Source organism: Desulfovibrio sp. (assembly GCF_014803725.1).
GTDB lineage: Bacteria > Desulfobacterota > Desulfovibrionia > Desulfovibrionales > Desulfovibrionaceae > Desulfovibrio.
The window spans coordinates 61,344-82,772 of sequence record NZ_JAAVBE010000015.1 but is presented as its reverse complement, the minus strand read 5'-3'; the positions used below and the strand labels follow the sequence as shown (position 1 = coordinate 82,772).

At 68.6% G+C, this 21,429-nt stretch carries 16 protein-coding genes, 1 tRNA gene and 1 pseudogene; 12 read left to right on the top strand and 6 right to left on the bottom strand.

The window, feature by feature from the left end; all coding sequences use genetic code 11:
• Positions 1 to 96 precede the first annotated feature (96 nt).
• The 3 genes from HDR50_RS04560 to xsc all read right to left on the bottom strand — a co-directional run bounded on the left by HDR50_RS04560 (position 97) and on the right by xsc (position 3,163).
• Positions 97 to 172, bottom strand: a tRNA-Lys gene (locus HDR50_RS04560).
• 263 nt (positions 173 to 435) lie between these two features.
• Positions 436 to 1,284, bottom strand: a complete 849-nt coding sequence (gene phnX / locus HDR50_RS04555) for a phosphonoacetaldehyde hydrolase (RefSeq protein ID WP_291356328.1) — start codon at positions 1,282 to 1,284, stop codon at positions 436 to 438.
• 127 nt (positions 1,285 to 1,411) lie between these two features.
• On the bottom strand, positions 1,412 to 3,163 hold the full coding sequence (gene xsc, locus HDR50_RS04550) for a sulfoacetaldehyde acetyltransferase (RefSeq protein ID WP_291356326.1): 1,752 nt from the start codon (positions 3,161 to 3,163) through the stop codon (positions 1,412 to 1,414).
• A 382-nt stretch (positions 3,164 to 3,545) separates the two neighbouring features.
• On the opposite strand from xsc, the gene HDR50_RS04545 reads away from it, so the two are divergent.
• On the top strand, positions 3,546 to 4,214 hold the full coding sequence (locus HDR50_RS04545; RefSeq protein WP_291356324.1) for a nitroreductase family protein: 669 nt from the start codon (positions 3,546 to 3,548) through the stop codon (positions 4,212 to 4,214).
• Between the two features lie 24 nt (positions 4,215 to 4,238).
• Here the strand turns inward: HDR50_RS04545 and HDR50_RS04540 are convergent, their stop codons facing one another.
• Together HDR50_RS04540 and HDR50_RS04535 are read right to left on the bottom strand one after the other, a co-directional pair.
• Positions 4,239 to 5,615 carry a sodium:alanine symporter family protein gene (locus HDR50_RS04540; RefSeq protein ID WP_291356322.1) on the bottom strand — a complete coding sequence of 459 codons (1,377 nt, stop codon included), beginning with the start codon at positions 5,613 to 5,615 and terminating at the stop codon, positions 4,239 to 4,241.
• 29 nt (positions 5,616 to 5,644) lie between these two features.
• A complete protein-coding gene (locus HDR50_RS04535) occupies positions 5,645 to 7,156 on the bottom strand; it encodes a sigma-54 dependent transcriptional regulator (RefSeq protein ID WP_291356320.1) in 1,512 nt (503 codons plus the stop codon).
• Between the two features lie 219 nt (positions 7,157 to 7,375).
• Here HDR50_RS04535 and HDR50_RS04530 point away from each other — a divergent pair, with 219 nt between their 5' ends.
• The 8 genes and pseudogenes from HDR50_RS04530 to HDR50_RS04495 all read left to right on the top strand — a co-directional run bounded on the left by HDR50_RS04530 (position 7,376) and on the right by HDR50_RS04495 (position 17,704).
• Positions 7,376 to 7,639 carry a PxxKW family cysteine-rich protein gene (locus HDR50_RS04530; protein WP_165079178.1) on the top strand — a complete coding sequence of 88 codons (264 nt, stop codon included), beginning with the start codon at positions 7,376 to 7,378 and terminating at the stop codon, positions 7,637 to 7,639.
• A gap of 418 nt (positions 7,640 to 8,057) precedes the next feature.
• Positions 8,058 to 9,332 (top strand): M20 family metallo-hydrolase, encoded by a 1,275-nt coding sequence (locus HDR50_RS04525; protein ID WP_291356317.1) that lies wholly within the window; start codon positions 8,058 to 8,060, stop codon positions 9,330 to 9,332.
• Positions 9,325 to 11,269, top strand: a pseudogene (mnmG, locus tag HDR50_RS04520) (tRNA uridine-5-carboxymethylaminomethyl(34) synthesis enzyme MnmG). Before HDR50_RS04525 ends, mnmG begins: the two are co-directional and overlap by 8 nt.
• A 989-nt stretch (positions 11,270 to 12,258) precedes the next feature.
• A complete protein-coding gene (locus tag HDR50_RS04515) occupies positions 12,259 to 13,110 on the top strand; it encodes a hemolysin family protein (protein ID WP_291356315.1) in 852 nt (283 codons plus the stop codon).
• Positions 13,111 to 13,219: 109 nt separating this feature from the next.
• On the top strand, positions 13,220 to 14,851 hold the full coding sequence (gene lnt, locus HDR50_RS04510) for an apolipoprotein N-acyltransferase (RefSeq protein WP_291356312.1): 1,632 nt from the start codon (positions 13,220 to 13,222) through the stop codon (positions 14,849 to 14,851).
• A 62-nt stretch (positions 14,852 to 14,913) separates the two neighbouring features.
• Positions 14,914 to 16,039, top strand: a protein-coding gene (gene prfB / locus HDR50_RS04505) for a peptide chain release factor 2 (protein ID WP_291356311.1) whose coding sequence is annotated in 2 segments (ribosomal slippage) — positions 14,914 to 14,988 and positions 14,990 to 16,039 — 1,125 coding nt in all. Because the reading frame shifts where the segments join, the coding sequence is not laid out codon by codon here.
• Positions 16,020 to 16,910 carry a GGDEF domain-containing protein gene (locus tag HDR50_RS04500; RefSeq protein ID WP_291356310.1) on the top strand — a complete coding sequence of 297 codons (891 nt, stop codon included), beginning with the start codon at positions 16,020 to 16,022 and terminating at the stop codon, positions 16,908 to 16,910. The genes prfB and HDR50_RS04500 overlap by 20 nt, the downstream gene beginning before the upstream one ends.
• On the top strand, positions 16,907 to 17,704 hold the full coding sequence (locus tag HDR50_RS04495; protein ID WP_291356309.1) for a MinD/ParA family protein: 798 nt from the start codon (positions 16,907 to 16,909) through the stop codon (positions 17,702 to 17,704). The genes HDR50_RS04500 and HDR50_RS04495 overlap by 4 nt, the downstream gene beginning before the upstream one ends.
• A gap of 56 nt (positions 17,705 to 17,760) precedes the next feature.
• Here the strand turns inward: HDR50_RS04495 and HDR50_RS04490 are convergent, their stop codons facing one another.
• Positions 17,761 to 18,663 (bottom strand): LysR family transcriptional regulator, encoded by a 903-nt coding sequence (locus tag HDR50_RS04490; RefSeq protein WP_291356307.1) that lies wholly within the window; start codon positions 18,661 to 18,663, stop codon positions 17,761 to 17,763.
• 132 nt (positions 18,664 to 18,795) lie between these two features.
• Here HDR50_RS04490 and HDR50_RS04485 point away from each other — a divergent pair, with 132 nt between their 5' ends.
• From HDR50_RS04485 to HDR50_RS04475, 3 genes are read left to right on the top strand one after another with little or no spacing between them, the layout of a single operon-like run.
• Positions 18,796 to 19,851 (top strand): alpha/beta hydrolase, encoded by a 1,056-nt coding sequence (locus tag HDR50_RS04485; protein WP_291356305.1) that lies wholly within the window; start codon positions 18,796 to 18,798, stop codon positions 19,849 to 19,851.
• Positions 19,852 to 19,859: 8 nt separating this feature from the next.
• The gene (locus HDR50_RS04480) at positions 19,860 to 20,399 is read left to right on the top strand and encodes a flavodoxin family protein (protein WP_291356303.1); all 540 of its coding nucleotides are present in this window, start codon (positions 19,860 to 19,862) and stop codon (positions 20,397 to 20,399) included.
• Between the two features lie 32 nt (positions 20,400 to 20,431).
• Positions 20,432 to 21,424: an SMP-30/gluconolactonase/LRE family protein gene (locus tag HDR50_RS04475; protein ID WP_291356300.1), complete on the top strand. Its 993-nt coding sequence runs from the start codon at positions 20,432 to 20,434 to the stop codon at positions 21,422 to 21,424.
• The last annotated feature ends 5 nt before the right edge of the window (positions 21,425 to 21,429 follow it).

Sequence of the window (21,429 nt, the reverse complement as noted above, 5' to 3'; positions counted from 1 at the left end):
ATAGCGCTTGGAGGAGAGCTGAGGAACCTGCTGGAGCGAAAAAAATTAGCCCCGCGCGGCTTTTTGGGCTTTGCGGGGCTTTGTGAAATTCTAATTTGGTGGGTCGTGCGGGGATCGAACCTGCGACTCTCTGCTTAAAAGGCAGATACTCTACCTACTGAGTTAACGACCCATTCGGATACGATAAAATGCTTCCATCCGGCTGTCAAGCAGAGTGGCGGGGCGCATGGGCTTGCGGGCACGCCGGCAGCGTTGTCCGAGGTTGGACGGCGTGATTTCATAAGCCTCCCGCAACTGGGCGCCCCTGCCGGGCGCTTCCCGACCCAAGGGCAGCGGCGCGCCGCACATGGTGCGCCCGGGGGGAAGCGGCCGGGCCGGGGAGGCCACAGATCCTCCCCCCGCGCGGCTGCCCTGGGAGCGCTTCGGCCCCCTCCCCTACTTCCAGGGGCGTTCGCCCTGGCGCAGCCGCTCGGCGACCTGCTCCACCAGATCCGGCAGGTCGGCCACGGAAGAGATCACAAAATGCGCCCCGGCCTCGCGGAAACTGCGGGCGAGTTCGGCCTCGCGCCGCGCCAGCTCCTCGGGGGGCAGCGCCGCGGCCTCTTCGGCCGTGAGGCCAAGGGCATTGCTCGTGCGCGTCACCGCCGCGACCCAGTGGCCCGCNTTGAGCCCNTCCTCGATGTCGGCCACGGTGTCGCCCACCTTGATGACCNCCTCNGGNGGAAANACNCCCANNTCCCGGCANTTCTGCTGGCACATCCANGGCCANGGGCGNCCGGCNGGCACCTCGTCCGCGGCCACCACGCAGTCGGGCACATAGCCNGCGGCCGCCGCNCGCGGNANCANNTTTTCCATCATGGCGCGGCTGTAGCCCGTGCAGGAGCCCACCTTCACNCCCATGTCGCGCAGGCGCGCCATGGCCTCCACGCAGCCGGGCACGGGCTCGGCATAGTCGGCGAGNGTNGCGGGCATGAGNTCGCTCACNGCGCCGAACACGGCGCTCACGTCNGCGTCGTCNGGNGCGTGGCCGTTCTTCTCCTTCCACAGGGCNGCAAGGCGCGGCATGGCNAGCATGGCGNCCACATGCTCGCGCTTTTCGCGNCCCATGGGNGCNCGCACNTCCTCCGTGGTGGGCNNAAGNCCGAAGCGCTCGAAGGCGCGCGTGAACACGGCAACCGGCCCGCGGCAGCCGTGGTCCACNGCNGTNCCCGCCCAGTCGAGGATGACGGCCTGCACCGGCCCGGTATANGGGCGCCCNCGGCGCACAAAGGGTTTCTGTTCCATCCTGGCGGCTCCTTGCGCTTTTCCGGCGAAAAAAAGGGCGCCACAGCCCCATGGCCGCGCGCCCCNNATGCGGCGGGCCGCCGCCGAAGCAGCGGCCCGCGNNGTCANNNCTNNCNGGACAGGNTCCCTACTTGGGGAAGTACTTNTTGTCCAGCTTCTCGTACTTGGGCAGGTAGCGGGTGGGCAGCGCCAGCGCGTCGCGGCGGAAGGGCGGCGCNAGGCGGGTGCCGTCGGTCATGACCTCGATGACGGCCGGGCGGCGGTTCTTCTTGGCCGTGGCGAGCGCGTCGGCGAGGTCNGCCTGGGTGTTGACGGTGTAGCCGTCGGCGCCCATGGCGCGGGCGATGTCCGCGTAGGACTTGGACCAGATGTCCGCGCCCACGAAGCGGTTGTTGTAGAAGTCCACCTGGTTCTTCTTCTCGGCGCACCAGGCACCGTTGTTGTACACGGTGGCGATGACCGGCAGGTCGAACTGGCAGGCGGTGGGCACTTCAAAGAGGCTCATGCCCCACGCGCCGTCGCCGGCGATGGACACCACGGGGTTGTCCATCTTGGCTTCCTTGCAGTAGAGCTGCGCGCCCAGGGCGGCCTGGTAGGCGAAGCCCGTGTTGCCGAAGGTCAGCGTGGCGATGTCGCGCTTGGCATGGCGGAAGCGCAGGTAGCTGTTGGCCGTGGAGGAGGTGTTGCCGATGTCGGTGGTGGCGATGGCGTCGTTGTCATAGATGAACTTGGCAACCACTTCCAGCGCCTTGCGGGGATGCATGCGGCCGGCCTGCGTGGGCTCGTTGGCGATGGCGTCGATTTCCTTCTGCCAGGCGTCCAGCTCGGCCTTGACCTTGGCGATGACCGGGGCGTTGTCGCGCTCGGGCATGGCCGCGCGGAGCTGCTTGAGCAGTTCCACGGAGGCGTCCTTGGCATCGGCGCAGAGGCCCACGGTGATGGGGTGGGTCTTGGCGATGTTCATGGGATTGATGTCGATCTGGACGATCTTGGCCGTCTTGGGGAAGTAGTTGATGCCGTCCTGCGGCAGGGTGCCGAAGTAGGAGAGGCGGCTGCCGATGGCGAGGATGACGTCGGCCTTCTCCATGAGGTGCATGGCGGCATGGGAGCCCATGTAGCCGATGGGGCCGCACCACAGCGGATTGTCGGCCGGGAAGGCGTCATTGTGCAGGTAGCTGCACGCCACGGGCGCGGCGAGGTGCTTGGCGAGCTGGGCCACCACGTCCACGCAGTCGGCGTCCACGACGCCGCGGCCGGAGACGATGACCGGGTTCTTGGCTTCCTTCAGCACCTTGACGGCTTCCTCGAAGTTGGCCGGGTTGCCGATGCCGCCGGGGGCCACGCGGTACTGCGAGGGCTTGAGGATCTCCTCGTTCACTTCGCCGTAGAAGTAGTCACGCGGGATGTCCACGAGCACCGGGCCGCGCATGGCATAGGCGGCGCGGAAGGCGGTGCGGAGCACGTCGGCCGCGCGGCTCGGATGGGGCACGCGCAGGGAGAGCTTGGTGATGGGCTTGAAGATGTCCCAGGTGTCGCATTCCTGGAAGCCGTCCCAGCCCACGGAGGCGGAACCCGCGCTCGGGGAGATGACGATCATGGGGGTGTGGGCCATGTTGGCGGTGGCCACGGCGGTCACATAGTTGGTGATGCCGGGGCCGTTCTGGCCGATGACGACGCCGGCNTTGCCCTTCATGCGGGCATAGGCGTCTTCCATGTGGCCGGCGGTCTGCTCGTGGCGCACGGAGATGAAGTCNATCCCGGCAGCCGGGAAGAGGTCGAGCAGGTCCATGTAGGCGGAACCAAGAATGCCGCTCACATGGGTGACGCCTTCCTCCACAAGGACTTCGGCCATGGCCTCACTGGGAGTCATTTTGGGCATGATCGCTCCTCGCTTTCGCGTGTAGGTAAGATGTGGCTGAAACGGCCCCGCGNGCGGCGCTGTCGCCGCACGNCCGCAAGGCGGCGGGGCACCTGAAGCATTTGTGCCCGAATGAGCAAAGAGCATGCCGAGACGGCGNCNGGCGNGCGAGNNAGCAGGGNCGCGGCCNNGNGGANGATTNNNNCGCCNNGNCNGTCANNGNGCNNNNCNNTGNNTGNACAAAAGTGTCTTGANGNCAAGACANATCTGTTCAACACTGTCCTGNATTCANGACATGGNNCGGNNCAGCGCGNCTTGCGNCCGCTTGCGCATGGCNGGCNCCCGGGGTAGCNTCAGCNNNNGGGGGNGTTGANCTNCCNCATCCACCACAAGGAGCCGAACCATGNAACGACCTGACAACGCCGGCCGCCGGGCNTTTCTCGCCTGCACCGCCCTGGGCGCCGCCTGCGCCGTGACNNTGCCCGGNCTNGCCCTCGCCGCCGGTGAGCCGNNGNCCAANGCCGGCACGCCCGAGCGCCCGCTGGANGTGCTCACCGCGCTTGAGACGCGGCGCAGCGTGCGCGCCTACACGCACGANCCCGTNTCGGACAAGGANCTNGACACNNTGCTCGCCGCGGCCCAGCTCGCCCCNAGNGCGGCCAACGAGCANCCCTGGGANTTCGTGGTCATCCGCGANCCCAAGACNCTNGCGAAGGTGGGCGACATCAACCNCTANGCCAGNTNTGCCGCCANNGCGCCNGTGGCCATCCTNGTCTGNCTGGATACGGAAAAGGAGGATGTCCCGGGCATGGGCATCCTCGATGTGGCCATGAGCGCCGAGAACCTTTTGCTCGCGGCGCACGGCATCGGCCTTGGCGCCGTGTTCACGGGCATCTATCCCATGGTGGACCGCATGGAGGGCTTCACCAGGCTGCTCGACATGCCCGAGAACATCATCCCCGTGGGGCTCATCGTGCTCGGGCACCCGGCCATCCCGGGCCTGCGCACCGCGGAAGACCGGGTGAAGCCCGAGAACGTGCACTGGGAGAACTGGGCCGGCAAGCGGAAGTAAGGGCAAGCCGGGGGGCCGGGCGGCCTACTCCCTGACCGACTTCTCCAGCAGCTGCTCGAATTCGGCGAGATGGCTCACCACCACCTTGTTGAGCGCCCAGAGCGCCACAAGGTTGGGGATGACCATGAGGCCGTTGAAGAGGTCGGCGAGCTGCCAGACGAGGTCCACATGCAGCAAGGCGCCGCCGGCCACGAAGGCCACGGCCACCACGCGGTACACGCCCACGCCCTTGCCGTTGAAGAGGAAGCGCACGTTCTGCGCGCCGAAGAAGTACCAGCCCACGATGGTGGAAAAGGCGAAGAAAAAGAGGCACACGGCCACGAAGATGCCGCCGAAGCCGCCCATGTCCACCGCGTAGGCCGCCTGGGTGAGACGGATGCCCGTGGCCGCGCCCGCGCCGGGCACGAACACGCCGGACACAAGGATGACGAGCGCCGTGAAGGTGATGATCACGAAGGTGGTGAACACGCCGAAAATGGCGACAAGGCCCTGCTGGCAGGGGTGCTCCACGCGGGCGACCGCGTGGGCGTGGGGCGTGGAACCCATGCCGGCCTCGTTGGCGAAGAGGCCGCGCGCCACTCCGTAGCGCATGGCCTCGCGGATGCTGATGCCCACGGCGCCGCCGAGCACGGCCTGCGGGTGGAAGGCCGCCTCGAAAATGAGCCCGAAGGCAGGCAGGATGGCGTCCGCGTGGCTCACGAGCACATAGGTGCCGCCGGCGATATAGAGGATGGCCATGGTGGGCACGAGCTTTTCCGTCACGCTGGCGATGCGGCCGAGGCCGCCGATGAAGACGAGGCCCGCGAGCGCGGCCACGATGACGCCCACCACCAGCCTGTCCACGCCGAGCGCGCTGTTGAAGGCCTCGGCGATGGTGTTGGACTGCACCATGTTGCCGATGCAGCCCAAGGCCACGATGATGGCGATGGCGAAGAACACGGCGAGCGGCCGGTATTTCTCGCCCATGCCGCGCGTGATGTACCAGGCCGGGCCGCCTACCACATGGCCCTCGCTGTCCGTGGTTTTGTAGACCTGGGCGAGCACCGCCTCGGCAAAGATGGTCGCCATGCCGAAAAAGGCGGCGAGCCAGAGCCAGAAGAGCGCGCCCGGGCCGCCAAGCACCATGGCGGTGGCCGTGCCCGCCACGTTGCCCGTGCCCACCTGGGCGGCGATGGCGGTGGCCAGCGCCTGGAAGGAGCTCATGCCCTTCTTGTCCGCCCGGCGGCCGAAGAGGCTGGCGCCGCCCATGAGGTAACGCAGGGCGAGCCCGAACTTGCGCACCTGCACGAAGCGCAGGCGCAGGGTATAGAAGAGGCCGGTGCCGCAGAGCAGCGGGATAAGGAACAGCGTCCCCCAGAGGAAGCTGTTAACGTCCGTGACCCATTGGGTGAGGGCTGTCATGGAGGTCTCGCTGGTGGGTATGCGCGGGTTCAGTCAATGGCGTGGCCCTGCGCGCGGTACTCGTTGAGCTTGTTGCGCAGGGTCCGCACGGAAATGCCGAGCAGCTCGGCCGCCTGGGTGCGGTTGCCGGCCGTGGCCTCAAGGCCCTTGGCGATCATGATCCGCTCCATTTCATGCAGCGGGATGACCGGGCCGGCCAGATGCGAAGCGCCGGCCGTGGGCTGCGCGGTGGCGCCGGCCGGGGCAGCCGCCGTGTCGCTGCCTGCCGCAGGCGCGGTTGCGGCTTGCGGGGCGGTTCCGGCCGGGAGGGCGGCGGCATTGCCCTCGGGCAGGGCCGCTTCCTCCTCGCCTTCCTCGGCGAAGAGCGGCCACTCGTCGTTTTCGAGCAGGAAGTGCGCGGGCTCGATGGGCCGCCCGTTGGCGAGCAGGACGGCGCGCTCCATGAGGTTCTGCAATTCGCGCACATTGCCCGGAAAGCCGTAGTTGCGCAGCCACGTCACGGCCGCGTCGGAGAGCGGCGTGGCGGGCAGCCCGTACTCGCGCACATACATGTCCACGAAGAAGCGCGCGAGGTCGAGCACGTCGTCGCCGCGCTCGCGCAGGGCCGGCAGCCGCAGCGGGATGACATTGAGGCGGAAGTACAGGTCCTGCCTAAACTTGCCCTGCTTGACCCAGTCCTCGAGGTCGCGGTTGGTGGTGGCGAGCACGCGCACGTCCACGCGCACGGTCTCCGAGCCGCCCACGCGGTCGATCTCGCCCTCCTGGAGCACGCGGAGGAGCTTGGCCTGGAGCGCGAGATCCATCTCCGAGATTTCGTCAAGGAGGATGGTGCCGCCGCTCGCGAGCTCGAAGCGGCCGAGCTTGCGGGCGATGGCGCCGGTGAAGGCGCCCTTCTCGTGGCCGAAGAGCTCGCTTTCCAAAAGATGCTCGGGCAGCGCCGCGCAGTTGACGGCCACGAAGGGCCCGCGCGCGCGCTTGCTCATGGCGTGCAGGTAGCGGGCGAACATTTCCTTGCCGGTGCCCGACTCGCCGGTGATGAGCACCGTGGCCTTGGAGGGCGCCACCTGCCGCGCCAGCCGGAGCACGCGCCCGATGGCCGGGTTGCTGCCCACGATCCTGGGCGCGCCCTCCCCTGGCGCGGGCTTGTGGCCGCCGAGCGTGGTCGATGCCGGCACGGGCGCGGCCTTGCGCGGCTCGCGCGCCACGGCCATGATGCGCTCCACGTCCAGCGGCTCCATCCAGTAATCGCGGGCGCCGAGGCTCATCAGCCGTTCGGCCTCCTCGGGGCTGCCCTTGTCGGTGATGATGATGACCGGCGGGAAGTTGGGGTCTTCCGCGCCCACGGCGAGCAGGTCCTCCACGCGGAAGCCCGGGAGGCTCGGCCGGGCGAAGATGACATCCGGCCCGGACTTGCGGATGAAGACCGAGGCCCCCTTGAGATTTTCAGCGATGCCAAGCTCATAGCCCGCGTCCCGCAATTGCGGGAAAACGGAGGTCACGGCCTGGGCGGGCGCGAGAAAGAGCAGGCGGCGGTTGGACATGGGCCTCGTTGTACCGTGTCGGGCGGCGCATTGCAATATATCATATATAGGGACAAGCCCAGGCCGCGGGCCGGCGCTCCCGCAAGCCCGCTTTCCCCTTGACAGCGCGGCGCAGGGGACTATACTTCCGCTTCCGCTGTCCGGGCATCGCCGCGCGTCCAACGCGGCGCCCGGCCGCGAACTTCGTAAAATCCGCGCTCCGGCGCATGGAGGTTTGCCATGGCTCCCCTGCAGAATGCCGTCAAGACTGCCGAAGGCGTCGTCGTCAACGGTTTTGTGGTCTCCCCCTGTGTGGAACAGTGCGACGGCTGCGAGCGCCAGCGCGAGTTCGACGACCAGAAATACTGCTCGAGCTATCCCGACCCGGCCCGCAAATGGGCCGGCGGCCGCTGCAATTTCGCCACCCATGTGAAGGTGCAGGCCGCTGCCGCCGCCAAGGTCAACCCGCTCAAGGCCTCCAAGCGCGCCGCCAAGGGCCGCTAGGCCGTCCACGCCCGATTTTTCCCACCGGCGGCGCTCCGGCATTTCGGGGCTGCTGGCACTGCCAGCAGCCTTTTTGCCGTTTCCGTCGCCGGAAACTTCGGTTCTTTCCTCTTGGCATGTTGCGCGATGCAATGGTATATGATGCAATTGACGGATATTCCTTAATTCCGTCTGGAGCGAAGCGGAAGACGGGTGCTGGTGCCGGAAGAATCCTAAAAAATAAGATTCTTCGGTGCTTGCAAGGAAGAAAAATAATTTCCGAAGGGAGTGTACTTAAGTACTCGACCGAGGAAATTTTTTTCTGACGCAGCAAGCACCGAAGAGGCTGTTTTTGACGGATAATTTCGGCGTCACCCAAGCCGCGCAGTAACAGCACAACACAAAAGCATAACAAAGCCTTTCCCCTCCCGGAGGCCCCATGAGCCAGCGCGACGCGCTTGCGCGCCATCTCCTCGCCCAGCACGAGCGGGCGGCCACCCTCGAGGCCGAGCTCACGGCGCTCCCCGCCCTTGACCCGGAAAACGGCGGCGAGGGCGAGGCCGAAAAAGCCGCCTTCATCGAAGGTCTGCTCGCGGCCTGCAAGATTGAGGACGTGCGCCGCGTGGATTCACCCGACGCCCGCGTGGCCTGCGGCTTCCGGCCCAACATCGTGGCGCGCGTCCCCGGCGAGAGCCCACGCACCCTCTGGATCTTCGGGCACATGGATGTCGTGCCCGCGGGCGACCCAGCAGCCTGGAGCTCCGACCCCTGGCGCGTGCGCCGCGAGGGCGACCTCATCCACGGACGCGGCGTGGAGGACAACCAGCAGGCCGTGACCGGCATGCTGCTCCTCGCCGAGGCGCTCGGCGCCACGGGCATCACACCGCGCCAGAGCCTCGGCCTCGTCTTCATGGCCGACGAGGAATGCGGCAGCCGTCACGGGCTCGCCCATGTGCTCGATGCCGAGCCCAAGTGGTTCAACGCCGAGGACTGGTATCTCGTGCCGGACGCCGGCTCGCCCACGGGTGACGCCGTGGAAATGGCGGAAAAGGGCCAGCTCTGGCTCAAGGTGCTGACCGAAGGGAAGCAGTGCCACGCTTCCACGCCGGAAGAGGGGGTCAACGCCTTCCTCGCCGGCGCCGACGCCGCCGTGGCCCTGCATGACGGGCTCGCCACCGCCTTCCCGGAGCACGACGCCCTTTTTCGGCCGCCGGTCTCCACCTTTGAGCCCACGCGCCACGAGGCCAATGTGGACGCCATCAACATCCTGCCCGGGCGCGACGTGTTCTTTCTCGATTGCCGGCTGCTCCCGGCGGTCGCCGCCGAGGCCGTGCTCGCCCGCGCAAGGGAGATCGCGGCCGAAGTGGCCGCCCGGCGCGGCGTGAGGATCGAGGTGGAGGTGGAACACGCACAGGCGCCTTCCCTGACGCGGCCCGACCTGCCCGACGACGCCCCGCTGTTCCCCGCGCTGGCCGACGCCGTGGAGGCCGTCTACCATGTGCGCCCGAAGCCCGTGGGCATCGGGGGCGCCACGGTGGCCGCGCTGCTGCGGGCGCGGGGCCTGCCGGCTGTGGTGTGGTCGCGGATCTTCAACACCTGCCACCAGCCCGACGAGCGCGCCTCCCTCGCGCACATCTGCGGGGACGCGGCCGTGTTCGGGCGCCTGCTCATGGCGCATGCGGTGAAGCCCGGGAGCCGCGCCGCCCATGCCTGACGCGGCCTTTGACTGCGTCATCGCCGGCGGCGGCCACGCCGGGGCCGAAGCGGCCATGGCCCTTGCGCGGCTGGGCTTTTCCGTGCTGCTCGTGAGCGGCAATCTCGACCGGCTCGGACATCTCTCCTGCAACCCGGCCGTAGGCGGCCTCGCCAAGGGCCACATGGTGCGCGAGATCGACGCCCTCGGCGGCATGATGGGCCTCTGGGCCGACGCCGCGGGCATCCAGTTCCGCACGCTCAACATGAGCAAGGGGCCGGCCGTGCGCGCCACNCGCGCCCAGATGGACCGCCAGGCCTACCAGGACGCGGTCAAGGCGAGCCTCTACNACCAGCCCGGCCTCACCCTCTGGCAGGACGAGGTGACGGACATCCTNACCGAGCGCGGCCGCGTCTCTGGCGCGGCCACGGCGCTNGGGCTCACCTTCCGCTGCCGNCANGTNCTGCTCGCCACNGGCACCTTTCTGGACGGCCGCATCCATGTGGGCCTCAAAAACCAGCCNGCCGGNCGCCTCGGNGACGCGCCGNCCGTNGGCCTTTCNGNGAGCCTNCGCCGCCTCGGCATCAGCCTCGGGCGCCTCAAGACCGGCACCACGCCGCGNCTGCTCAGGCGCTCCATCGANTTCTCNCGCCTCGAGGAGCAGCCCGGCGACACGCCGCCGCCCGGCTTCAGCTTNCACGGGCCCANGCCNCCGCTCCNNCAGNNGAGCTGCCACATCACCTGGACCAATGCCCGCACGCACGAGCTCATCCGGGCCGGCTTNGACCGCTCGCCGCTCTTCACCGGGGTCATCACGGGCACGGGCGCGCGCTANTGCCCCTCCATCGAGGACAAGGTGGCCCGCTTNCCNGACNGGGAGCGGCACCACGTCTTCCTCGAGCCCGAGGGNCTTCAGAGCGCCGAGGTCTANGCCAACGGCATTTCCACGAGCCTNCCGCTGGACGTGCAGGAGGCCATGATCCACAGCATCGNAGGNCTCGAGCACGCGGTCATGGTGCGNCCGGGCTACGCCATCGAATANGACTATGCCGACCCGGTGCAGCTCTGGCCCACGCTGGAGAGCAAGGCCGTGCCCGGGCTCTGGCTCGCCGGGCAGATCAACGGCACCTCGGGCTATGAGGAGGCCGCGGCCCAGGGCCTNTGGGCGGCNCTNAACCTNGCNANCGCCGAGCGCGGNCGCCCGCCCTTCGCGCCCGGGCGCGACCGNTGCCTATNTGGCCGTNNNGGTGGACGACCTCGTGACCCTGGGCACCGAGGAGCCNTACCGCATGTTCACCTCNCGNGCGGAGCACCGCCTGCTCCTGCGGGAGGACACGGCGGACTTGNGGCTCACGCCGCNGGGGCGCGAGCTCGGCCTGGTGGGCGAGGCCCANTGGCGCGCCTTCAACGAGGCGCGGGANCAGCGCGANCGCCTNACCGNNCGCCTGCGCGCCGCGCGCGTGCCCGCCGGNGACGGNGGCGAAGAAACAGGGCTNGAGGCCGGNCGCAGCCTCGCCGAGCTNNTGCGCCGNCCGGAGCTCGACCTCGCGGCCCTGCTTGAAATGCTCGCNGCNCAGGGNGGCGANGCGGCGCNNCTTGCGGCCGGGCTCGCCNNNGANCTNGACGCCATGGAGCCGCGCAGCCGCTTCGGCGTGGAGGCCGACCTCAAGTATGCGGGNTANCTCACGCGGCANCAGGCCCTCGCCGAGCGCTCGCGCGGGCTCACGGCCACGCCCTTGCCCTTGGATTTGGATTATGCGAAAGTAAGCGGGCTTTCCCGCGAGGTGGAGGAAAAGCTCGCCCGCGTNCGGCCNNNGAACCTCGGCCAGGCGGCGCGCATCTCCGGGGTGACNCCCGCGGCCGTGGCCTGCCTCGAGATCCACCTGCGCAAGCTNGGCCTGCTCGGGCGCGGCAGCCGCGCAAGNCATACGGCAGAAATGCCACCTACAGAAAGATGAACACCGGCGAACTGCTCCTTTCCCTCGCGTTCTTCCTCATCCTCTGCGGCGCCTGGCTGCTCTGGCGGCTTNGGCGCTCGCGCAAGANCGCCAGCGNGNNNCGCGGCCACATCGTCGCCGCGNTGGANGCCGCGCGCGAGCAGTTCGCCACCTTCAACCTGCGCCTCATCTCCGANACGCCNGGCACCAGCGGCCTNTCCGCCATCCTCCTCGATGTGGACGACCGNGTGCTGCACCTCGANGTNGCGGACTANGTGGACGAGGCCTGGAANGGCCTGCCGGTCGACGCCTTCTTCCGCGTGGAGACGGACGACGGCCCGATATTTTANGTCTTCCGCTCGGTCTTTCTTGACATCNGCCCGGATTTNGGCAAGGCCCGCGTGACCTTGGCCATGCCCGACCATCTGCGCGTGGAGAAAAAGCGCCATTTCGTGCGCATGCGCCCGCAGGAGGACGCCGTGCGTGTCATCGGCGTCTGGCCGCTCGCCGAGGGGCAGGCGCTGCCGCGCTCCACGGCGGACATCGGCGCGCCGCTCTCCCACGCCACGCCGGGCATGAAGGACAAGCCCGTGCAGGTGGAGGACATTTCCGCCTCGGGCCTCGCCCTGCGCTTCCCCGGCAAGGAGAGCCCGGCGCTCGCGGCCATCGGCAAGGGCTCGCATGTGCTCTGCCTTGTGGTCTATGTGCTCGATTGCGCCAAGGACAAGACCACGGCCTTCTGGTGCACGGGCGATGTGGTCAACGAGCGCGTGAGCCCCGGGCAGCCGCCGGCGCGCATCCTGGGCGTGGAATTTACCAACTGGGCCGTCCTTGAACAGGGCGACAGCGAGATCCACTGGTCGCACAGCTCGCCCTCGCGCGGGGTCAAGCCCATCCTCCAGTGGGTGGAGCAAATGGACAGGAAGCGCGGCCGCAAGAAGTAGCGGCGCGCGGCGCCGGCCCGCGCACCCGGGGCCGCGCGTTTTCGGTTTGTTACGATGGAGGCAGTTTTGGACGGAGGCAGCGAAGGTCATAGTACCATCTGGTCGCGCCTGGGGCGCCTGTTCGGGCACGACAGCGAAGAATCCCTGGAAAAGGCCATCCTTGAGGCCCGCGCCGAGGGCGAGGTGGAACCCGACGAGGAATCCATGCTCCTCGGCATCCTGCGCTTCAACGACCTCCAGGTGCAGGACACCATGATCCCGCGCACGGACATCGACTGCGTGCCCGTGGAGATGCCGCTCCCCGAGGTGGCGCGCGTCATCGTGGAGTCGGGCCATTCGCGCATCCCGGTCTTCCGCGACACCCGTGACAACATGATCGGTATCCTCCACGCCAAGGACGTGCTCCGCTGCCTCGTGGACTCGGACGCCCCGCCGCCGCCCGTGAGCGAGGTCATGCGCGAGCCCTTCTTCGTGCCCGAGACCAAGCCCATCCGTACCCTCCTGCAGGAATTCCGGGCGCGCAAGCTGCACATCGCCATCGCCCTCGACGAATACGGCGGAACGAGCGGCCTCATCACCATCGAGGACGTGCTCGAGGAGATCGTGGGCGACATCGAGGACGAGCACGACGCCCCGCGCCAGCAGGACATCCGCTCGGTGGGCGAGCGCGTCTACGAGCTCACGGGCCGCGCCCTGCTGGAAGACCTGGAGGAGCTTGGCGTCAACATCAGCTCGGACGAGGTGGACACCATCGGCGGCTACCTGAGCATGCTGGCCGGACACGTGCCCGGCGAGGGCGAATCCTTCACCCTCCACGGCTGGACATTTACGGTCATCGACGCGGACATGAAGCTCATCCGCCTCTTGCGCATGGAGCCCGCCGCCGACGCCGCGGCCATCCCCGTGGAAGAGCTGTGAGCCGGCCGGGAGATGCGGCCCCGGGCAGGACGGCCGCTGGCTTCGGAGCAGGCTTCGGGGCAGACTGCGGGGCGACCGCATGAAACGCCCGTGGGCCCTGGCGGGCGCGATGAGCGCTCCCGCAAGCGGTGCCGACGGCCTGCGCGGCCCCGCGCCCCTTGCCGCCGCCCTCTGGGCCTTGGCCGCAGTGCTCGGGCTGTGGCTCGGCTTTCCCAATGACTTCCTCAGCGCTCCCCCCCTGGCCCTGCTCTGGCCGCTGGCGCTGACCGCGCTCGGCCTTTCCGCGCCCGGCGCCCGGGCGGCCTTTCGCCGGGGCTGGCTCACAAGCCTCGCCGGGGGCACCGCAGCCCTCTACTGGCTCTCCCTTCCCGTGCATGACGTGGGCGGCCTGCCATGGGCGCTGGCCGTGCCCTGCGCCGTTTTCATCGCGGCGCTTGTCACCCTGCAAGGGGGCTTTTTCTGCGCCGCCGCCAGGCTCGGCCGCGGCCTTCCCCCCTGGCGCCTCGCGTTCGCGCTGGCGTTGTGCTGGTATTTCCTCGAATACGGCTTCGCCCTCGTTGTGGGCTTTCCGTGGCTTCCCCTCGCCGGGGCGCTGGCGCCGTGGCCCCTGCTCGTCCAGACGGCGGACACCTTGGGCGCCTGCGGCACCGGCGCCCTGTGGCTCTGGGGCGGCCTGCTCGCGCTCTTCGCCTTTCCCCGGCCGGCCGGTCTCGAGGCCCAAAATATTCAAGGCTTCCGGCCGCGCCGCCTCGCCGCCGCCGCGGCCATCATCACGCTCACCCTCGGCTACGGCCACTGGCAACTGGAAACGACGCCCTTCGACCCGGAGCCTGCGGGGCCGGACAGCGTGGCTGTGCTCTTTGTGGAAGGCAATGTGGACCAGGGGCAGAAGTGGCTCCCGCCCATGCAGGCCGAAACGACGGAACTGTACTGCGCGCTTACCGAACAGGGACTCGCGGGCCTGGGCTGGCGGCCGGACGAGGCCGGCGCGGAAGCCCCGCTCGTCATCTGGCCCGAGACGGCATTGCCCTTCTTTTTCCAGACGCACCGGCTCTCCGGCACGGTGCTTGAGCTCGTGCGCCGCGAGCGGGTGCCCCTGCTCTTCGGCGCGCCCGGCGTGGAAAGGCCGGCCCCGGGCAAGGGGGGCTCCGAACCCCTGATCTTCAACCGCGCCTTCCTGCTTGCGCCGGACGGGAGCCTCGCGGGCTTTTACGACAAGGAACACCTCGTGCCCTTCGGGGAATACGCGCCCGACTGGCTCAACTGGCCCTTCCTCGAGGCGCTTTTGCAGGGCGTGGGCGTCTATACCGAGGGCACAGCCACAGCGCCCCTCAGGTACGGCAATCTTGCCCTCGGCATGCTCATCTGCTATGAAGGCATATTCCCGTGGCTCGCCCAGGCGCGCGTGACGGACGGCGCCAACATCCTCGCGGACATCAGCAATGACGGCTGGTTCCGCGGCACGCCGGCCTCGCGGCAGCACCTGTATCTCACCGTCCTGCGCGCCCTGGAGCAGGAACGCTGGCTCCTTCGGGGCACCAATACCGGCATTTCGGCGGTGGCGGACACGCGCGGCCGGCTCACGGCCATGGGGCCGCTGTTCCGCGCGGGCACGCTCGCGGCGCGGGCGCGCCTCTGCTCTGGCGAGAGCCGCTACCACAGGCTGGCGCCCTGGCTGCCGCTCATGGCGCTCGGCGCGCTCCTCACCGTGACCTTGGTGCGCCGCCGGGAGCGCGCCTGACCGGGGCGCATGCGCCCCACTTAAATTTTGCATAAGGCGTCCCATGGCGCCAGGGAGAACATATGCTCCAGCTCAGCGATCTGCGCGCGGCCTCAGGGCCGCTCACCCAGCGATTCACCAGCCTTTGGGGGCGTCTTTGACGCCGCGAGCGACGAAAAGCGCCTTGCGGACATCGAGGCCGAGCTGGCGCGCCCCGGCGCCTGGGACAAACCCGAGGCCCTGACGCCGCTCCTCCAGGAAAAACGCCGCCTCGAAGACGAGGTGAACCGCCTTTCCGCCCTCAAGAAGGCGCATGATGACATGGAGGAATGGCTCCTCCTCGCCTCGGAAAGCGACGAAGCCGAGGCGCAGGAGGCGCTGGAGTCCCTCGCGCAGGCCCAGACCGACCTCGCCAGCCGCCTCGACGAGACCGAGCTTGTCATGCTGCTCTCGGCCGAAGAGGACGGGCAGGACGCCATCCTCGAGATCCACCCCGGGGCCGGCGGCACCGAGTCCCAGGACTGGGCGGAGATGCTGCTGAGGCAATACACCCGCTGGGCGGCGCGGCGCGGCTTTGGCGTGGAAGAGCTGGACTACCTGCCCGGCGACGAGGCCGGCATCAAGAGCGTGACCCTGCGCCTTTCCGGGCCGCATGCCTACGGCTTTCTGAAGAGCGAGCGCGGCATCCACCGCCTCATCCGCATTTCTCCCTTCGACGCCTCGGGCCGGCGCCACACCTCCTTCGCCTCGGTGGACGTGATGCCGGACGCGGGCGACGACATCGAGCTCGACATCAAGGAATCCGACCTGCGCTTCGACATCTTCCGCTCCAGCGGGCCCGGCGGCCAGAGCGTCAACACCACGAGCTCGGCGGTGCGCGTGACGCATCTCCCCACCGGCATCTCGGCCCAGTGCCAGAACGAGAAGTCGCAGCACCACAACAAGGAGTCGGCCCTGCGCGTCCTCAAGGCCCGGCTCTACAACATGGAGCTCCAAAAGCGCGACGCCGAGCGCCAGGCCCAGTACGCCGGCAAGGACGCCATCGCCTTCGGCAGCCAGATCCGCACCTACACCCTCCAGCCGTACCGCCTCGTCAAGGACCACCGCACCGGCACCGAAGCCGGCGACGTGGACGCGGTGCTCGACGGACGCATCGACCAGTTCCAGCACGATTACCTTCTCTACCGCCATGAACAGGAACACCACTGATCCGCACGCGCTCGCCCGCGAGCTCGGCGATTTGCGCGGCAGCCTTGCCGCTGCCGGCGGGGATGGGCCGGAGCCTCAGGCCCTCCCCGAAGGGCAGTCCACGCCGGGCGCGACCGACAACGCCCTGCTCGTGGCGCGGGTGGTGCGCGGCTTTTCCCGCGAGGGCTGGCAGGAGTTCTGCCGCGCCTATCCGCTCAGCCAATGGTACGCGCTTCCCGTGCCCGACGAGATCGTCACCGGCGTGCGCGTGGCCGACCTTCGGGCCGACCCGGCCTGCCCCACGCGGCCCGGGCCCGGAGACGTGCTTTTGGGCGCCCTCGGCAGCACCATGTTCGCGGCCCAGCTCGAGCGCGAGCTTCTGCGGCTTTCGCGCCACGGCGGGGGCCTGAGCCTCGTGGCCGCTGCGCTCGCCGAGCGCAGGCGCCTTGCCACGGCCCTTGGCGACGGCACCGTGGCCCGGCTCGAGCGCATCCTCGGCGAGACCCTGCAGGGCATGCTCGAGGCCTGCGACAGCCTGGGCGCGGCAGGCCCGGGCCGCTATATCCTGCTCTTGCCCGGCATGGGGCAGCTGCGCACCCGCCGCTTCGCGGAGGACGTGCAGGCGGCCTTTGCCGAGGCCGCGCGGCCCTTCTTCCCCACCGGCGGCATCACTGCCGGGAGCGGCGCGGCCTGCGCGCTCGGCGTCGTCCATGTGGGGCACGAGCGCGCCCCCCGCGCCCAGGAACTGCTCACGCGCGCCTGGGCCGCGCTCGACACGGCCCTCGACCAGGACGAGGGCTACATCCATCAGGAAACTTCCGGAAGCCACGGCTCGACCCTGGTCCATTCCGGGGAAAAACGCTTTCTCTTTTTCGGCGGAGATCCCAAATGAACACGACCTTGAGCATTGCCGTGCTCAGCGGCAAGGGCGGCGTCGGCAAGACCAACCTCACCCTCAACCTCGCCTGGGCTCTCCACGAGCAGGGCTTCAAGGCGCTGCTCATGGATTGCGACATGGGCCTCGCCAACCTCGATGTCCTGCTCGGCATCACGCCCGAGGGCAACCTGCAGGACGCCCTCATGGGCGGCAGCTCCCTCGCCGAGGTGCTGCACCCCATCGCCAGGGGCTTTGACGTATTGCCCGCGGCCTCGGGCGTGCCCGAGCTCAACGACCTCTCGCCGGACCTACGCGCGGCTCTGCTGGAGCGGCTGGAGCCCATGCTCGGCGCCTATGACTATGTGTTCATGGATCTCGGCGCCGGCATCTCCGAGACGGTGCAGGCCTTCGCGGCGCTCGCCGCCGTCAGGCTCGTGGTCATCACGCCCGAGCCCACCTCGCTCACGGACAGCTACGCGCTCATCAAGGTGCTCAACGCGCGCTACGGCCTGCGCGACTTCATGGTGGTGGTGAACCAGGTGGCTTCCGCCAAGGAGGCCCAGGCCACCTTCGACAAGCTCAAGGGCGCATGCGGGCACTTCCTCCAGATCGAGCCGGTGTTGCTGGGCCATGTGCGCATGGACAAGAAGCTCCCCGAGGCCGTGTGCCGGCAGCAGCCGCTGCTCGCCTACGCGCCCGGCTCCCCGGCGGCGCAGGACATCCAGAACCTCGCCACCCGGCTCCAGCGCGTGCGCCTGTCCATGCTCGACTGGCTGGGGCGCCGCGGGGTGCTCCAGTCGCCGGCATAAGCCGCCCGCTGTGTCAGGCTCTGCGCGGGGGGTTTCACACTGCCTCCCGCGCTTTTTTAATCCTGAATCCCTCCACCTTCCCCGCCGATCTCCCCGAGCAGCCGCTGGCGAAAGAGCGTAGCGGCCGGGGAAAAGCTCCGGCCCTTCTTCCACGCCAGCGCAAGCCCCACCACGAGCGCCGGCCTGAAGGGGCGGAAAACAAGGCCGCTCCCTTCCGACACATCCGCGATGCCGTTGATGCACACCGCCGCGCCCACGCCCTCGCGCACAAGGAGCGAGGCATTGTAGAGCAGGGTATAGGTGGCCGCGATCTCCAGATGGGCCGCCGCCTCCCCCAGCCAGCCGCCGAGCTCGTTGTCCGCCACGGCCTGCGCCGAGCACAGCAGCGGCACGCCGGCAAGGTCGGCCGGCGCTATGGCCTCCCGCGCGGCGAGGGGGTGGCCGCGCGCAAGCAAAAGGCCCCAGACATCGCCCACGGGCAGCCGCACATGGTCAAAGCCCGCGAGGTTCGCCTGCCCGACAAAGATGCCGAAATCGGCAAGGCCCTTTTCCAGCCGCTCCGACACCGCCTCGGCATTGCCGCTGAAGATGTGGAAGCGGATACCGGGATGACTGTCGCGCGTCTTTTTGACGGCGCGGGCCACGAGGCGCATGGCCCTGGTCTCGCCGCCGGCGATGGAGACATCCCCCCGGATCTCGCCCCCTGCGGCGGAGAGGCTGTTCCTGGTGCGCTCCGCAAGCTCCAGTATCTCGGCCGCGCGGTCAGCCAGGTATTTGCCGGCATCGGTCAGGGCCGTCCTGCGCTTGCCGCGCACAAGCAGGGGCGCGCCCACTTCCGCCTCAAGCTCCTGCATCTGGCGCGAGAGCGTGGGCTGGGTCAGGTTGAGGGCGTTGGCCGCGGCCGTGAAGCTACCGCGCCGCGCGAGCTCGAGAAAATAGCGCAATGTCCGCAATTCCATGGGCTCCTCCCGCGGTCTTCATCATGTGCAAAAAGCATTGTGTACGATAAATAATAAGTATTGGCAATAAATGGCACGGGGCGCTAGCGTTCAGCCCGGCTCCACCCCCCCACCTTCCCCCTCGGAGGACACATGAAAAAACTCCCCGCGCTCCTGGCCGTACTGGCGGCCGCGTTCACCCTGCTCCCCGGAGGCTTCGCCATGACGTGCGCCCGCGCCGCCGCCCCGGCGGACGCCGACAATTTTTACAAGAGCCCCACGGTGACCATGGAAAAAGTCACCTTCCCCAATCTCTACAAGATGGAGATGGCGGGCGACCTCTTCCTGCCCCAGGGCTTTGACAAGAGCAAGAAATACCCGGCCATCATCGTCGGGCACCCCATGGGCGCCGTGAAGGAGCAGAGCGCCGTGCTCTACGCGCAGAAAATGGCCGAGCAGGGCTTCGTGACCCTCGCCATGGACCTCGCCTTCTGGGGCGCGAGCCAGGGCCAGCCGCGCAACGCGGTCTCGCCGGACATGTATGCCGAGACCTTCAGCGCGGCCGTGGATTTTCTCGACTCGCTCCCTTACGTGGACCGCGGCCGCATCGGCATCATCGGCATCTGCGGCAGCGGCAGCTTCGCCATCAGCGCGGCCAAGATCGACCCCAGGCTCCGCGCCGTCGCCACGGTGAGCATGTACGACATGGGCGAGGCCAACCGCAGCGGCCTCGGCCACGGCCAGAGCGTGGAGCAGCGCAAGAAGATCCTCGAGGCCGCGGCGCGCCAGCGCGACGTGGAATTCGCCGGCGGCGAGCCGGCCTACACCAGCGGCACCGTGCACAAGATCACGCCCGAGTCCACGCCCATCGAAAGAGAATTTTACGACTTTTACCGCACGCCGCGCGGCGAGGTGACGCCCCCCGGCATGACGGACAAGACCACCACCCACCCCACGCTCACGAGCAACGTGAAGTTCATGAACTTCTACCCCTTCAACGACATCGAGACCATCTCGCCCCGGCCCCTGCTCTTCATCACGGGCGAAAAGGCCCATTCGCGCGAGTTCAGCGAGGACGCCTACAGGCGCGCCGCCGAGCCCAAGGAGCTTGTCGTGGTGCCGGGCGCGGGCCATGTGGACCTCTATGACCGCACCGGCCTCATCCCCTTCGCGAAGCTCACGGAATTCTTCAAGACCAACCTGAAGTGAGGGAAGCGATGAAAAAGGTTTTGGTCATCTCCACGAGCCTGAGGCCCGAGAGCAATTCGGCCCTCCTGGCCGAAGCCTTTGCCCGGGGCGCGGCCGAGGCCGGGCATGAGGTGGAAACAGTCAGCCTGCGCGGGAAGAAGATCGGCTTCTGCACCGGCTGCCTCGTCTGCCAGAAGACGCAGGCGTGCGTCATCCATGACGACGCGCCGGAAATAGTCCAGAAAATGAAGACGAGCGACATTGTGGCGTTTGCCACGCCGGTCTATTATTACGAAATGTCGGGCCAGATGAAGACCCTGCTCGACCGCGCGAACCCGCTCTTCCCGTCCGACTACGCCTTCCGCGACATCTACCTCCTGGCGAGCGCCGCGGACGACAGCGAGCGCGCGGTGGACGGCGCCCTGCAGGGGCTGGAGGGATGGGTGTCCTGCTTTGAGAAGTGCCGCGTGGCCGGCGTGCTGCGCGGGGTGGGTGTCACGGCCCCGGACGAGGTGCGGGCCAAGCCGGCCCTGCTCGACGCCGCCCGGAACATGGGGAAGCAATCGTGAGCGCCCGGCGCGCGCCCTGTCTGGAGACCGAGATGAAACATATCTTCACCTTCTTCCTCCTCCTGCTCCTCGGCGCGCCCGTCCTGCCGGCCCGCGCGGCGCCCCCGGTGCCCGTGCCGCCGGCCGAGCAGGCCGTGGCGCGGGAAACGGCCGGGCCCTGGCATACGGTTTCGCCGAAAAACGACATCCTCGAGGGCGCCATTTTTGACGGCGAGGGCAACCTGCTCTTTTGCGACGTGAGCCGGCGCAGCGTGCTGCGGCTCACGCCGGACAAGGCGCTCTCCACCCTCGTTGAGGTGCCGGGCATCGGCGCGGGCGGCCTCGCCCTCAACAAGGACGGCCGGCTCTTCATGGCCGTGCTCGACCTCGGGCGGAAGGTGGGCGGCGTGCTCGCGTGGTCGCCCAAGACGGGCGCGTTCGAGACCATCGTCCCCCCCGAGGCCGGCTATTGGCCCAATGACCTGGTTTTCGCGCCGGACGGCGGCTTCTATTTTTCCGATTTCCGGGGCAGCGCCACGGACCCGGCCGGCGGCGTGTACTACGTCTCGCCGGATTTCACGACCGTGACGCCGGTCATACCGCGTCTCGCCCAGGCCAACGGCGTGGCCCTCTCGCCGGACGGCAAGACCCTCTGGGCCACGGAATTCGCCGCCAACCGGCTGCACAGGGCGCAGCTTGAAGGGCCGGCCACGGTGTCGCCCATCGGCTCGGCCGTGCCCTACCACTTCACCGGCGCCGCGCCGGACTCCATGCGCGTGGACAGCGAAGGGAATGTCTATGTGGCGCTCTACGGGCAGGGGCGCGTGCTCTGCTTCGACCCGAACGGCATCCCGGTGCGTCAGGTCCTGCTCCCGGGCAGGGACGAGGGCAAGAACCTGCTCTCCACGAGCCTCGCCATCGACCCGGCCGCTTCGGAGCTTTTCATCGTCACGAGCAACGAGGCCGGGGACGAGCCCGCGCTGGTCTTCAAGGCCGGCGCGCTCGCGCCCGGACAGGCGCCGGCAATGCAATCCGGCAAAAAATAAGGAGA